This is a genomic window from Streptomyces sp. NPDC054866 (assembly GCF_053610745.1).
The window spans coordinates 463400-476984 of sequence record NZ_JBSGZA010000003.1 but is presented as its reverse complement, the minus strand read 5'-3'; the positions used below and the strand labels follow the sequence as shown (position 1 = coordinate 476984).

The window sequence follows — 13585 nt, the reverse complement described above, 5'->3', positions numbered from 1 at the left end:
GAAAGTCGCCCCCGCGGCTCGGCCCCCACCGGAGCTTCGATCCTTACCCCCTGACGTTTGACGCCGCCCGCCATTCGTCCGCGGGCCTTTCGTGGCTGGTCGCGCAGTTCCCCGCGCCCCTTCGGGGCGCTCCTCGCCGGGGGTCGTGCCCCGTCAGGGGCGCGGGGAACTGCGCGCTCAGCCCCCACGCACGTGCAGACAAAAAACGACGGGGCGCCCGTCAGGGGCGCGGGGAACTGCGCGATCAGCCACGACGCTCGTGCAGACGAAATCAGACGTGGGCGCCCCTTAAGGGGCGCGGGGAACTGCGCGGCCAGCCCCCACGCACGTGCAGGCGAGGTACAACGCGAGCCCCCCCTCCCCCCGCCCCCCTCAGCCGCGCCAATCATCGTCGGGGCGGGTCGGCGGGGGATACTCGGCGGCAGCCTCCCGCGCCGAGCGAAACGCTGCGACAGCCCTGCGCTGAGCCTCCACGTCGACGCGGTCGGCACGAATCGCCTCCGCCAGCACCCTGGCGAGGACCCCGGCAACCGGCCAAGGCTCCCTCACCCCGCACCCCCCAACTGCCGTGCAAGCCGCCGAAGCCCCCGATACGCGGCAGTCCGTACCGCCCCGGGCCGCTTGCCAAGCACCCGCGCGGCCGCAGCCGCGTCCAGGCCCACGACCACCCGCAACAGCACCGCCTCCGCCTGATCGCGAGGCAGCCCGGCGATCAGCGCGATGGCCTCCCCCGTGGAGATCGACTCCAGCGCCTGCTCCGACGTGCTGTGCGGCCCGGGAAGATCGAGCATGTCCTGTTCGAGGGCGGACGGGCGCGGCCTGACCTTCTGGCGCCGCAGGTGATCGAGGGCCCGGTGCCGCGCGATGGTCGCCGTCCAGCCGCGGAACCCCGCGCCGTCCCCGCGGAACCGCCCCAGATCGCGGGCGATCTCCAGCCAGGCCTCGGCCGCGATGTCCTCCGCGGTCTCACCGTCGTGGCCGACCAGGCCCCGCAGATAGCCCACGAGACCCGGCTGCACCAGGCGGTACGCGACCGCGAAGGCCGCCTCGTCGCCCTCCTGTGCCCGCGCGACCGCGGCGCCCAGCTCCTCGTCCCGCACCCGTGCGCGACGGGGCTCCCCTCCTCGACCCACGCTTTCCCATCCGTACCGACGCGACACAGCTCACCGTGTCCGTGCCCCCACGCTGAGCTGCGCCAGGGCTCACGGAAATGTCACAGGTCGGGACCGGCCTCAGACCTCGAACAGCGAGCCGGCACCGGCGCCCATGCCGAGCGCTTCGATGTCGAGGACCAGGGACGGGTCGGGGGCGTGCACGGCGACCGGCTTGTCGTAGTCCGACATCCGCATCTCCATCTGCTCGTCGCCCCGCGTCTGCGTCATGCCCACGATGTACGGCTTGTCGCCTGTCGCCAGATAGACCGTCATGTCGTGACCGTCGTCCGTCGCGGCGAGCGGAGTGACCTTCTCTCCATGCCACCGCCTGTCCGGCAGGGCGCGGGCGCCGCTCATGTCGGTGTCCGCCCCCGGGCCGCCCAACTGGCCGAACACCTTGTCGAGGTCGCACATCTTCGTCGGCGACCCGGCACCCGAACTCCCGCCCCCCTTCGGCAACTTCATGTACTTGCCGCGAGCGAGCGCTGTCCGCTCCTTGGCCGTGGCCGCGATCTGCGGGCCGCGTGCCACGGCGGCATCGCGGATCGCGTCGAGCGATTCGTCCGAGAAGCGAATGTAGGCCTCCCCGCCACCGCCCTCCTCGCCACCGACCATCATCAGCTCGCCCTTCTGCATGGGCCCCGAATCGAAGGTGCCCGTGCAGTTGCTCCGGCGGTCCATGTGCAAGGAGACCTCTTTGTGCCCCTTGGGTGTGTTCATCTCGACCCCGATACGCACGGAATCGGTGGTCTTGAGCAGCCCCATGGCCTCCCCCGCGAGCCGCTCGCCCCGCACCTCGGCGGCCGGCTTCGGCGGCTCCGCCGGCGTCCGCTCGACAAGACCCTCGTAGACCTTCCCCTCCGCACCGCCGCAGGACGCGAGCGCCCCCATCGCGAGGCAACAGGCGATCCCCCGCACCCACAGGCGTCTCTTCCTCACCACAGAAATCACGGTCCCCACCCACACTCCTCGTTCACACCTGTCAGGTGACCCAGCGCAATGTTCTGTCCATATGTCACACCCCAGCGGTGCGGGATACGTCACGTCACATTTCACCCACCCTCGTACAACCGTTTGATCCTTCGGGCGGTCGTACGCACTCGCTTTGGTCAACCGGGTCAACCGGCGATTCCGCCGGCAATTCCGCTAAGGGGTGGGGCATTTGAGCCCGCGCAAACCGCGCGAAGCAGCGCGAACCACGCACGCGTACAGACCACTGAGTCTCAAGCGCAGGGCGTGGCTGACGATCGGGGCCGTCGTGCTCGGCGGCGCGGGGGCCGTCACGTACGCGATGGCGGAGTCCTCGGACGGGAAGCAGCCGGGCGACGTCTCACGCGGCAAGCGCCCGGTGAGCGTGCACGACATCGCGCTCAAGGCCGACGGAGCCAAGGAGAGGGAGCTGCCGCGCACGTCGACCGAGCAGTTCTCGCTGCTCGGCGTCTCATGGACCGGCGTGACGCAGGAGCTGGAGGGCACGGCCCAGGTCCGCACCCGCTCCATCGAGAGCGACAAGTGGACCGGCTGGCAGAACCTGGACCTGGAGCTGCACCTGCCCGAGAAGGCGGAGGCGGGCATGCGGGCCGCCTCCGAGCCGCTGTGGGTCGGCCCGTCGGACGGCGTCGAGGTCCGCGTGGTAGCGGCGGACGGCACATCAACCGCCGCCCTGCCCAAGGGGCTTGAGGTCAACCTCGTAGACCCGGGTGTGACGTCCAAGGAGGCGAACAACCCGGCGCTCGACGGTTCGGCGATGGCGCCGGTGGCGTTCGCGGCCGACGAGACGGTGCCACCGACACCCGAGCCCGAGCCGGAGCCGAGCGCCCCCGCGTCACCCGAGCCGACGAATCCGCCTACGGAGGCGCCTACGGAGGCCCCCACCTCACCAGCGCCGACCGCACCGGACCCGACCGCACCGGACCCGTCCCCCACGGGCTCACCGTCCGCCGACCCGGAGCCCACGGTTCCGCCGGTCCCGACAGCTCCGCCGTCCACCGTCACCAAGCCGCCCATGATCAGCAGGGCGGCGTGGGGCGCGGACGAGTCCCAGGTCGAGGACCCGCCGGAGTACATCGAGAAGGTCAAGGCGGTCTTCGTCCACCACACGGCCGGTACGAACGACTACAGCTGCGCCCAGTCGGCGGCCCTGGTCCGCGGCCTCATGGCGTACCACGTGGAGACCGAGGGCTGGAACGACCTCGGCTACAACTTCCTCGTGGACAAGTGTGGCCAGATCTTCGAGGGCCGCGGCGGCGGCACCGATCTGCCGGTGCGCGGGGCACACACGTACGGCTTCAACGGCGAGTCGGCGGGCGTCGCGGTCCTCGGCGATTTCGAGGGCAACGAGAACCCGCAGCCCGGCGAGACGTACAAGAAGGCGGGCAAGCCGACCCGCGCCGCGCTGGAGTCGGCCTCCCGCGTCGCGGCCTGGAAGCTCGGCCAGTACGAGGGCGACCCGCAGGGCAAGGTCACGCTGACGGCGGCCGACGACACGGGCGTATGGAAGAAGGGCGACACCCCTTCCCTCAACACGATCTCGGGCCACCGGGACGGCTTCGCGACGGCATGCCCCGGCAAGAACCTCTACCCCAAGCTCACCGAGATCCGCCGCTACGCGACAAGCGCGGCCCGCAACTCCGCGATCCCCACCTCCGACTTCAACCGCGACGGCATCACGGACCTGGTGGCGGGCACGCCGAAGGCATCGGGCGGCGTAGGCACACTGACGCTGATCCCCGGCGGCCTGGACGGCCCGGTGGCCGCCTCCAAGAAGACCCTCACCCAGTCCAGCCCCGGCGTCCCCGGCGCCTCCGAGGCGGGCGACAACTGGGCCGCGGCCACGGCGTGGGGCGACATCAACGGCGACGGACACGCGGACCTGGCGATCGGCGCCCCCGGCGAGGACGACGCCACGAACAAGGACCGGGGCGCGGTCACGATGCTCTACGGCCCAGACTTCACCACCGGCACGGACATGCAACTGGCGGACGACTTCCACTACCCGGGCGCCAAGTTCGGCTCGGCGGTGGCGGTCGGTGACTTCAACGCGGACGGAAAGGCGGACGTCTTCGCGGCGTCCACCGGCACAGGCGGCACCTGGGCGGCACGTTTCAAGGCGGGCACCGAGGTGGGCGGCACCCTGACGTCGGGCGACACGGCCATCTCGTACGCCGACGCCGCGTCCGGCGACTTCAACCGCGACGGCTACGCGGATGTGGCCCTGAACTACCGCGACCAGTCAGGAGTCGGCCGCGTCCAGTGGTTCAAGGGCACGAAGTCAGGCCTGAGCAGGGTCGGTTCGCTGACGGTCAAGGGCGGCCGATCGCTCGCCGTGGCCGACGTGAACGGCAACGGCTACGACGACCTGGTCATAGGCCAGCCGTACACGTCGGAGTCGGGCGCGCACGCGGGCGGCCAGGTGACGACGATCCCGGGCACCTCCACAGGCTTCACCACGACGGGTATGAAGACAGTCCACCAGGACACGTCCGGAGTCCCGGGAGCGGCGGAGTCGGGCGACGCGATGGGCTGGTCGGTCTCGGCGGGCGACTTCAACCTGGACGGTTACGCGGACGTCCTTGCGGGAGCCCCGAACGAGGACATCACGCGCTCCGGTTCGGCGAAAACGGACGCAGGCACATCGCTCCTCCTCAAGGGCACGTCATCCGGCCTGACGGGCACAGGCGCCCAGGCGTTCTCCCAGGACACGGAGGGCATCACGGGCTCCACGGAGTCGGCGGACCGCCTCGGCTCGTCGGTGGTCCTTGCGGACCTGTCGGGCTACGGCCGCGCGGACCTGGCGATCGGCGCGGACGGCGAGGACGAGGGCAACGGCACGATCCTCCAACTGGACAGCGGCGCATCGGGCGTCTCAACGACGACAGGGGTCTACTACGGGCGTACGCAGCTGGGCACTCCGGCGGCGGCGCACTTGGGCCAACTGCTGACGCCGTAACCAGAGGGCCCAGAGGGCCGCTTGCAGAAAAGTCCCACGGACGCGCCGATTCGGGCTGCTTCCGTGGGACTTTTCTGCAGGCGGACCCAGCCAACCCCCCACCCAGGCCACCCAGGCCACCCAGGCCACCGTCAGACCTTGCTCCCCCGCTCCCGCCGGGACACCACCGCCCGCAGCACCCGCCGCCCCTCCGTGGATACGTCCAGCGCCTGGCGCAGGCCGCCCGCGCCCGTGCCCGGGTGGGCGAGCAGTTCCAGGATCCGCACCTGTCGCCTCAACTCGGCGGCGACGAGCGGCGACATCCCTTCCGTGCGCCCCGCGGGCCGCCCCGTACTCCCCGCGCGCCTCGCGCTCAGGGCCGACGTACGGGTGCCTCCGTCCGGCGCGGTGTCGAGCAGCCGGTGGACCTGAAGCGCGGCGACGGAGCAGGCGTCGGCCCACTCCCGGAGTTCGGCGGCCGTACGCGTGGAGGGCACGGCGCCGAGCATGCGGTACGCGAGGGTGCTCGCCTCGTCCGCGGAGGGGTCCTCCAGGACGTCCGCGCCGCCGAGCGTCACCCGCGCCTCGGCTAGCGCCACGTCCCAGGCCCCGCCTTCGGCGAGGCTCCCCCACAGCGGGCGCAGCACCTCGTCACCGCCGCCCAGGAGCGGTACACAGCGGTCGAGGCAGGCGAGCCCGCTCGCCGCCAGACCTCTCTCGTCGGCCTCGGCAATCAGCTCGACCAGACTCGCGCCGCTCATGTCGTACGCCTCCCGTCGCGGACAATGCACGTCACCTACTGCGTGCGGGTCCCCGGGAACGTCACTGGGGCACTACGCCGAGCCGGTCGAGGAAGCGGAAGAAGAGCTCCTCCGCCGACGGTTCCGCGGCGGCGTTCAGCACGTCGAGCAGCGTCGCGGGCGCCACCGTCCTGCCCGTCTCCGCCGCCCACGTCACGGCCCGGTCCGCGGCGTCGCGCGGCTCCAGGAAGTAGTCGTCGAGGCTAAGGCCGTCGTCGCCGATGTACCCGGCCATCGCCTCGCGGGCCAGGCACGTCGTCCATACGCCGCTCTCCGGGGCCGCCGCCTCGACGACCACGCAGTCGCTGTCCATGACGTAGCCGAAGAGGGCGGGCGAACCCGTCTCCAGGGCCAGGGTGTTCATGTTGCCCACGTCGCGCGTGCCGTCGCCGCCCGGCACCTCCCACACCTGCCAGCCGTCGTCCCGCTGTACGAGGAGGCTCAGCTCGTCCCGCACTCCCGCCACCGCCGAGAGCTCCACGAGTGGCCGCTCACTCCTGCCCACGACGTAGTAACCCCAGTAGCCCATGCTCGCGTCCCCCCGTGTACTCGACTCTGCTGCTCAACTGCGCTCGACGGCTGCGATTGCGATCGGCTTTGGGCCGAATACACCACAGACGTATGCAAGTTCGCCACCAAAAAGCCGAAAACGGATCTCGTGGACCTCTCAGACGGAGTGGATCTCTCAGGCCGACGTCTGCGCGTGCTTCAGCGCGCCTGCCCTCGCCTTCGTGTCCTGCATCCGCGTCAGACGCAGTACGAACAGGATCGCCATCACCGCGGCCGCGATGTCCAGCACGTCCGCGAACATCAGCCCGGAGATCGCCGCGTCGATCTCGTCGGCCTCCTCCGCGCCCCAGTACTTCGTCGACGCCCACCGCCCGACGAGGAGGCTCGCCACCCACAGCGTCCACCAGCCGTTGATCAGCGGGTGCGTGGCGCGGGCCGAGGCGTCGCCGAGGGTCATCGTCCGGTCCAGGGCCACCGAGCGGTCGCCGCTCGCGTCCCAGATGTCCAGCGCGATCCGCCGCGGGAACCACAGGTTCACGACCGGCACGAACCAGCTGCCCACCGTCCAGCCGCGCGTCTTGGTGTGGATGTACGGCTCGAACACCTCGGCGTTCACGCGGACGCGGTGGAACCAGCAGAGGAAGACCACGCAGGTGGCGACCAGCGCGGCCGTCTGCAGCACGCCGGAGACGCCGTACAGCGTGTCGGCCCGCTCCGCCTCCCGCACCAGGTCCGCCCCGAAGTTCACCGTGTACCGCACGCCGAGCAGGTCCTCGATCACGCCCTGGAGGACCGTGCCCGCCCACATCGAGTACAGGTCGGCGGCGATGACGCCGCACAGGAGCGCGACCGTCGCCCGGGCGAGGCCGACCGGTGAACGGAGCCCGGCGGGGCGTCCGCTGGACGCGTACCCGGGGCGAGGCGCCGGCTGCGACTGCGCGGCCACCGTCACGCAGATGTCGCAGAGGCCCTCCGACGTCGTCGCCGTATTGAACTGACATTCCGTGCACAGCATGGCTGAGCGCCCCCCCAGAGAACCGGACAGAGATGAGATAGAAGAAGCCGTCCGCGTCCCTCCCCAGAGCGCCGACGGCCTCCGGAACCTATCCCACCTGGTCGGCCAGCTTCACGAATTCTCCCCAGGACAGGCCCGGTTCGCGCTCATCCCACAGCTTCTGGACCGTCGCCCGCAGCGGCATCCGGATGCCCTGCGCCACCTGCTCCTGCGTCTGCGAGCCGGCCAGGTCGCACCAGACGGCGAAGGAACCGCCGAGGATCTGGTCGTCGTAACGGGCGTCCACCGGCTTCGTCCCGCGGATCACCCGCGGGGTCCACTGCTCGTAGATCCGCTGACCGGTGGGGTAGCGGAAGTCGTTGGGCTGGCCGAGGACGTAGTACAGGTACTCGTCGTTGTAGTTGATGACGTTCCGGCCATCCTTCAGATACTCGGCCGGCTCCCTCGCCCCGATCTCCTTGCCCGTCCAGTACGCGACGTCGATGTCGTCGTCGGCCTTCTCGACCCCGCCGCGGAAGAACCCGTCGTTCCAGGCCCTCAGTCCGCGCTCGTAGGGGCGCATGGTCTCGGCCCGGTCGTTGAGCCAGCCGGTCGCGAGGTCCTGGACGCGGGCGTCGGGTCCGTACTTCTCGCGGGCCGCGGACGCCAGTTGCGGGTAGCTGGCCTCAGGATTGCTGACCGTGAGGGCCTGGTATTCGTCGGCGCCGAGATGCCAGTAGCGGCCGGGGAAGAGGTCCGCGTACTCCTCCAGGAGATCGTCGACGATCTCCGCGGCCAGCGGCTTGGAGATGTCCACCGCACCGCGCGCGGCGACGCCACGGGTGTCGCGGAGCTGGAGGGAGGGGTGCGCGGCGATGACCGAGCCGAGGTGGCCCGGTGAGTCGATCTCGGGCACCACGGTGATGTGGCGGCTGGCCGCCAGCTTGAGGATGCGGCGGACCTGCGCCTTGGTGAGGTGGTCGCGCGAGACGATCTCGGGGTGCGACTCCGACTCGATACGGAAGGCCTGGTCGTCGGAGAAGTGCAGGCCGAGCTGGTTGTACTTGAGGTCGCCGAGCTCCCGGATGCGGTCCTCGATCCACTTCGCGTCGAAGTGCTTGCGCGCGATGTCGATCATGAATCCGCGCTGCTGCTTGGCGGGGCGGTCGCGTACGACGCCTTCGGGCGCGGTCCGGCCGCCGCGCACCTCCTGCTTCAGGGTGCGCGTCCCGTAGAAGACGCCCACATCCTCGGGGGCGCTGATCTTCACCCGCTGCCCCTTCACGGAGAGGGTGTACGACTCGTCTCGCTCATCGGAGTCGTCCTCGGTGAGCGAGAGCTCCACGTCGCCCTTGCGGGGGTCGGCGTCACCGGCGTACTTGAGCTTCAGCTCACCGGCGAGCAGCTTGCCCTCGTCCGCGAGCTCGTCGTCACCGACGACCACGCGCCCGCCGCCCCCCGGCTTCCACCCCGGCCCGCGCGCCGCGCTGTGCTCGCGTACGGCGGGGATGGTGGCCGGAGCCTTGGAGAGGGGGTACGACTTCGTGGGCGAGGGGGTCGGGGCGACGGCGGACTTGCTGTCGGAGGGGGACTTCGCGGGCGCGGCGCCACCCCCGTCGTCGGGCCAGACGGCCACGGTGAGGGCGACGGCTCCGGCGGCGACAGCCGCGGCGACGAGGGCGAGGCGGCGGGGGATCATCGGTTGTCGCCCTGCGCCGGGTTACACGCCGCGGGGCGAGCGGGTCGGTGGGTGGGAGACGTCCACCGCGAAGCGGCGGTACGGGAAACCCCCACCGGCGGGCAGCCAAAGGCACCAGTCATCCGCCCACGGTAAAGCGGGCCCCGGGGCCACCTCGTCCACCACGCGAAGCGAAACTCTCCCATCCGAGTGATATTTCACGTATCCGACCGACACACTTCACCACCCCTCGCTAGCGTTACGACAAAACCCCCACAGCCCCCAGTCGATGCCCCCTGCCCAGGAGCCCCCGCTGTCCCCGCACCGTTCACCGAGTCCCCCGGCGGAGCCGACACACGCCCCGGAGCAACTGAACACCGCAGAGCCCGGCGCCGCCGAAGCCGCGCTGCTCACCTGCTGCGGCAGCCACCTCTGGGCCCGGCGCCTCGTCGCCCACCGGCCGTACCCCGACCTGGACGCCCTGCTCGCCGCGTCCGACGAAGCGGCGTACGACCTGCCGCCCGCTGACCTCGCCGAGGCCCTGGCCTGCGAACCTCTGTGGCCGGCCGTCCCCCGGCAGGGGACCTACACCGCCGCCCACACAGCCCTGCGGGCCGCGCACGCCGCGTACGAGAGCCGGTTCGGTCACGTCTTCGTGATCTGCCTGGACGACGTCCCGCCGACCCAGGCCCTCGACCATCTGCTCGCCGGAATCCGCGCCCGCCTCGCCAACGACCCGGAGGAGGAGCGGGTCCTCGCGGCCGAGGAGATGCGGAAGCTCGCCCGCGGACGACTCACCCGGCTCGTGCACGACCTGAATAGCCCGTACGTGCCTGTTTGATTGCCTGTTTGATCACACCTGGCTACCCCGCGCGAGCGAACCGACAACTCGTCGATACGATGACGAGCGGCCGGTGGACCGTACCCGGCCGGGCCCGTCCGACCACCCAAGCCGGCTGGCCCCAATCCCCGCTCCCGGAGGGTTCTGCCGTGCCGGCTGGAACGCTGTACCGCGGCCGGGAAGGAATGTGGTCCTGGGTGGCTCACCGAGTCACCGGCGTCCTCATCTTCTTCTTCCTGTTCGTGCATGTGCTGGACACCGCTCTCGTCCGCGTCTCCCCGGAGGCGTACGACGATGTCGTCAGCACCTACAAGACGCCCCTCGTCGCACTCCTTGAGTACGGCCTGGTCGCCGCCATCCTCTTCCACGCGCTGAACGGCCTGCGTGTCATCGCCGTCGACTTCTGGTCGAAGGGCCCGCGCTTCCAGAAGCAGATGCTCTGGACCGTCATGGGTATCTGGATCGTCCTGATGGTGGGGGCGCTCTACCCGGTCCTCGGCCACGCCGTCCGCGAAGTCTTCGGGAGCTGACGCCAGACATGTCCGACACCACGCTCGACAAAGCCGGAGTGGGTCCCGTCGAAGGCGCCTCGCTCTACGACGTCGACAACCCGGCCCCCCTCATCGAGGCGCCGCGCAAGCGCACCTCCAAGACCCCGCGCTCGACCCGCGGCAACTTCGAGATGGCCGCATGGCTCTTCATGCGCCTGTCCGGCGTCGTCCTGGTCGTCCTGGTCCTCGGCCACCTGCTGATCCAGCTGGTGCTCGACGGCGGCGTGAGCAAGATCGGCTTCGCTTTCGTCGCCGGTCGCTGGGCCTCGCCGTTCTGGCAGGTCTGGGACCTGCTGATGCTGTGGCTCGCGATGCTGCACGGGGCCAACGGCCTGCGCACGGTCATCAACGACTACGCGGAGCGCGCCAACACGCGCCTGTGGCTCAAGGGCCTGCTGTACACCGCCACGGTGTTCACCATCCTTCTGGGCACGCTGGTGATCTTCACCTTCGACCCGAACATCCGCTAAAGCCGAGGCGAACCCAGTGAAGATTCACAAGTACGACACTGTCATCGTCGGCGCCGGCGGCGCGGGCATGCGCGCGGCCATCGAGGCGACGAAGCGCAGCCGCACCGCGGTCCTGACGAAGCTCTACCCGACCCGCTCCCACACGGGCGCGGCGCAGGGCGGCATGGCCGCCGCGCTCGCCAACGTGGAGGAGGACAACTGGGAGTGGCACACCTTCGACACCGTCAAGGGCGGTGACTACCTGGTCGACCAGGACGCCGCCGAGATCCTGGCGAAGGAAGCCATCGACGCGGTCCTCGACCTGGAGAAGATGGGCCTGCCGTTCAACCGCACCCCGGACGGCACCATCGACCAGCGCCGCTTCGGCGGCCACTCCCGCAACCACGGTGAGGCCCCGGTCCGCCGGTCCTGCTACGCCGCGGACCGCACGGGCCACATGATCCTCCAGACCCTCTACCAGAACTGCGTCAAGGAGGGTGTGGAGTTCTTCAACGAGTTCTACGTCCTCGACCAGCTCATCGTCGAGGTCGACGGGGTCAAGAAGAGCGCGGGCGTGGTCGCCTACGAGCTGGCCACCGGCGAGATCCACATCTTCCAGGCGAAGGCCGTGGTCTACGCGTCGGGCGGCACCGGCAAGTTCTTCAAGGTGACGTCGAACGCGCACACGCTGACGGGCGACGGCCAGGCGGCCTGCTACCGCCGCGGCCTGCCGCTGGAGGACATGGAGTTCTTCCAGTTCCACCCGACCGGCATCTGGCGTATGGGCATCCTTCTTACGGAAGGCGCCCGTGGTGAGGGCGGCATCCTCCGTAACAAGGACGGCGAGCGCTTCATGGAGAAGTACGCGCCGGTGATGAAGGACTTGGCGTCCCGAGACGTGGTCTCGCGCTCCATCTACACGGAGATCCGAGAGGGCCGCGGCTGCGGTCCCGAGGGCGACCACGTGTACCTGGACCTGACGCACCTCCCGCCGGAGCAGCTGGACGCGAAGCTCCCCGACATCACGGAGTTCGCGCGTACGTACCTCGGCATCGAGCCCTACACGGACCCGATCCCGATCCAGCCGACCGCGCACTACGCCATGGGCGGCATCCCGACGAACGTCGAGGGTGAGGTCCTCGCGGACAACACCACGGTCGTTCCGGGCCTGTACGCGGCGGGCGAGGTGGCCTGCGTCTCGGTGCACGGCGCCAACCGCCTGGGCACCAACTCGCTCCTGGACATCAACGTCTTCGGCAAGCGCGCGGGCATCGCCGCCGCGGAGTACTCGGCGAAGAACGACTTCGTGGAGCTCCCGGAGAACCCCGAGGAGCTGGTCGCCTCCCAGGTGGAGCGCCTGCGCGACGCCACGGGCACCGAGCGGGTCGCCGAGCTCCGCAAGGAGCTGCAGGAGACCATGGACGCCAACGTCATGGTGTTCCGCACGGAGCAGACGATCAAGACGGCGGTGGAGAAGATCGCGGAGCTCCGCGAGCGCTATCTCAACGTCTCGATCCAGGACAAGGGCAAGCGTTTCAACACCGACCTCCTGGAGGCCATCGAGCTGGGCAACCTGCTCGACCTGGCCGAGGTCATGGCGCAGTCGGCCCTGGCCCGCAAGGAGTCGCGCGGCGGTCACTACCGCGAGGACTTCCCGAACCGCGACGACGTCAACTTCATGCGCCACACCATGGCGTACCGCGAGGTCGGCGACGACGGTGCCGAGTCGATCCGTCTCGACTACAAGCCTGTCGTCCAGACCCGCTACCAGCCGATGGAGCGTAAGTACTGATGGCAACCCCGACCCTCGACAAGGAAGACGCCAAGCCCGAGGCCGGCTTCGCCGACTCCCCGTACATCACGGTCACCTTCCGCATCCGCCGCTTCAACCCGGAGATCTCGGCGGACGCGACCTGGGAAGACTTCCAGGTGGAGATCGACCCCAAGGAGCGTGTCCTCGACGCCCTCCACAAGATCAAGTGGGACATGGACGGGTCGCTGACCTTCCGTCGCTCCTGCGCCCACGGCATCTGCGGCTCCGACGCCATGCGCATCAACGGCCGCAACCGCCTGGCCTGCAAGACCCTGATCAAGGACATCAACCCGTCCAAGCCGATCACGGTCGAGGCCATCAAGGGTCTGACGGTCCTGAAGGACCTGGTCGTCGACATGGACCCGTTCTTCCAGGCGTACCGCGACGTCATGCCGTTCCTGGTCACGACCGGCAACGAACCGACGCGCGAACGCCACCAGACGGCGGAGGACCGCGAGCGCTTCGACGACACGACGAAGTGCATCCTGTGCGCCGCGTGCACGTCGTCGTGCCCGGTCTTCTGGAACGACGGCCAGTACTTCGGCCCGGCCGCGATCGTGAACGCGCACCGCTTCATCTTCGACAGCCGTGACGAGGCGGGCGAGCAGCGCCTGGAGATCCTGAACGACAAGGACGGCGTGTGGCGCTGCCGCACGACGTTCAACTGCACGGACGCGTGCCCGCGTGGCATCGAGGTCACGAAGGCGATCCAGGAAGTGAAGCGGGCGTTGATCACGCGGCGCTTCTGAGTTCTTCCTGGCCGGCTTCACGCAGTCGCTGAGGGCCCCGCTTCCGGTTTTGTGCCGGGGGCGGGGCCCTCTCGACGTTCCCGGCGGCCGGCCTGGGCCTCACTCACCCGCACCGGTG

General features: G+C 70.0%; 12 protein-coding genes. 6 read left to right on the top strand and 6 right to left on the bottom strand.

Going from position 1 to position 13585, the window contains the following annotated elements:
• Positions 1–545: 545 nt before the first annotated feature.
• Together ACWGI2_RS17615 and ACWGI2_RS17610 are read right to left on the bottom strand one after the other, a co-directional pair.
• Entirely contained in the window at positions 546–1133 is a 588-nt protein-coding gene (locus tag ACWGI2_RS17615) for an RNA polymerase sigma factor (RefSeq protein ID WP_453397313.1), read from the bottom strand.
• Positions 1134–1232: 99 nt separating this feature from the next.
• Positions 1233–2096 carry a hypothetical protein gene (locus ACWGI2_RS17610; RefSeq protein ID WP_453696177.1) on the bottom strand — a complete coding sequence of 288 codons (864 nt, stop codon included), beginning with the start codon at positions 2094–2096 and terminating at the stop codon, positions 1233–1235.
• A gap of 211 nt (positions 2097–2307) precedes the next feature.
• Here ACWGI2_RS17610 and ACWGI2_RS17605 point away from each other — a divergent pair, with 211 nt between their 5' ends.
• The gene (locus ACWGI2_RS17605; RefSeq protein ID WP_453696175.1) at positions 2308–5103 is read left to right on the top strand and encodes an FG-GAP-like repeat-containing protein; all 2796 of its coding nucleotides are present in this window, start codon (positions 2308–2310) and stop codon (positions 5101–5103) included.
• Between the two features lie 131 nt (positions 5104–5234).
• Here the strand turns inward: ACWGI2_RS17605 and ACWGI2_RS17600 are convergent, their stop codons facing one another.
• The 4 genes from ACWGI2_RS17600 to ACWGI2_RS17585 form a co-directional block, all read right to left on the bottom strand.
• Positions 5235–5843 carry a hypothetical protein gene (locus tag ACWGI2_RS17600; protein WP_453696173.1) on the bottom strand — a complete coding sequence of 203 codons (609 nt, stop codon included), beginning with the start codon at positions 5841–5843 and terminating at the stop codon, positions 5235–5237.
• A gap of 61 nt (positions 5844–5904) precedes the next feature.
• Positions 5905–6411: a hypothetical protein gene (locus ACWGI2_RS17595; protein ID WP_453696171.1), complete on the bottom strand. Its 507-nt coding sequence runs from the start codon at positions 6409–6411 to the stop codon at positions 5905–5907.
• Between the two features lie 156 nt (positions 6412–6567).
• Positions 6568–7407, bottom strand: a complete 840-nt coding sequence (locus ACWGI2_RS17590) for a DUF4328 domain-containing protein (protein ID WP_453696170.1) — start codon at positions 7405–7407, stop codon at positions 6568–6570.
• Between the two features lie 88 nt (positions 7408–7495).
• Positions 7496–9085: a beta-N-acetylhexosaminidase gene (locus ACWGI2_RS17585; RefSeq protein WP_453696169.1), complete on the bottom strand. Its 1590-nt coding sequence runs from the start codon at positions 9083–9085 to the stop codon at positions 7496–7498.
• Between the two features lie 268 nt (positions 9086–9353).
• On the opposite strand from ACWGI2_RS17585, the gene ACWGI2_RS17580 reads away from it, so the two are divergent.
• The 5 genes from ACWGI2_RS17580 to ACWGI2_RS17560 all read left to right on the top strand — a co-directional run bounded on the left by ACWGI2_RS17580 (position 9354) and on the right by ACWGI2_RS17560 (position 13467).
• A complete protein-coding gene (locus tag ACWGI2_RS17580; protein ID WP_453696167.1) occupies positions 9354–9905 on the top strand; it encodes a 2-oxo-4-hydroxy-4-carboxy-5-ureidoimidazoline decarboxylase in 552 nt (183 codons plus the stop codon).
• A 149-nt stretch (positions 9906–10054) separates the two neighbouring features.
• The gene (gene sdhC, locus ACWGI2_RS17575; RefSeq protein ID WP_160506796.1) at positions 10055–10435 is read left to right on the top strand and encodes a succinate dehydrogenase, cytochrome b556 subunit; all 381 of its coding nucleotides are present in this window, start codon (positions 10055–10057) and stop codon (positions 10433–10435) included.
• An 8-nt stretch (positions 10436–10443) separates the two neighbouring features.
• Entirely contained in the window at positions 10444–10926 is a 483-nt protein-coding gene (locus ACWGI2_RS17570) for a succinate dehydrogenase hydrophobic membrane anchor subunit (RefSeq protein ID WP_351172835.1), read from the top strand.
• A 16-nt stretch (positions 10927–10942) separates the two neighbouring features.
• Positions 10943–12697, top strand: coding sequence for a succinate dehydrogenase flavoprotein subunit (sdhA, locus tag ACWGI2_RS17565; protein ID WP_453696165.1), 1755 nt, complete (start codon positions 10943–10945; stop codon positions 12695–12697).
• Positions 12697–13467, top strand: coding sequence for a succinate dehydrogenase iron-sulfur subunit (locus tag ACWGI2_RS17560; RefSeq protein WP_453397322.1), 771 nt, complete (start codon positions 12697–12699; stop codon positions 13465–13467). The genes sdhA and ACWGI2_RS17560 overlap by 1 nt, the downstream gene beginning before the upstream one ends.
• Positions 13468–13585 lie beyond the last annotated feature (118 nt).

Coding starts and splice junctions, on each gene's coding strand:
- ACWGI2_RS17600 (WP_453696173.1), bottom strand. CDS start 5,843: ATGAGCGGCGCGAGTCTGGTCGAGCTGATTGCCGAGGCCGACGAGAGA.
- ACWGI2_RS17595 (WP_453696171.1), bottom strand. CDS start 6,411: ATGGGCTACTGGGGTTACTACGTCGTGGGCAGGAGTGAGCGGCCACTC.
- ACWGI2_RS17590 (WP_453696170.1), bottom strand. CDS start 7,407: ATGCTGTGCACGGAATGTCAGTTCAATACGGCGACGACGTCGGAGGGC.
- ACWGI2_RS17585 (WP_453696169.1), bottom strand. CDS start 9,085: ATGATCCCCCGCCGCCTCGCCCTCGTCGCCGCGGCTGTCGCCGCCGGA.
- ACWGI2_RS17580 (WP_453696167.1), top strand. CDS start 9,354: ATGCCCCCTGCCCAGGAGCCCCCGCTGTCCCCGCACCGTTCACCGAGT.
- ACWGI2_RS17570 (WP_351172835.1), top strand. CDS start 10,444: ATGTCCGACACCACGCTCGACAAAGCCGGAGTGGGTCCCGTCGAAGGC.
- ACWGI2_RS17560 (WP_453397322.1), top strand. CDS start 12,697: ATGGCAACCCCGACCCTCGACAAGGAAGACGCCAAGCCCGAGGCCGGC.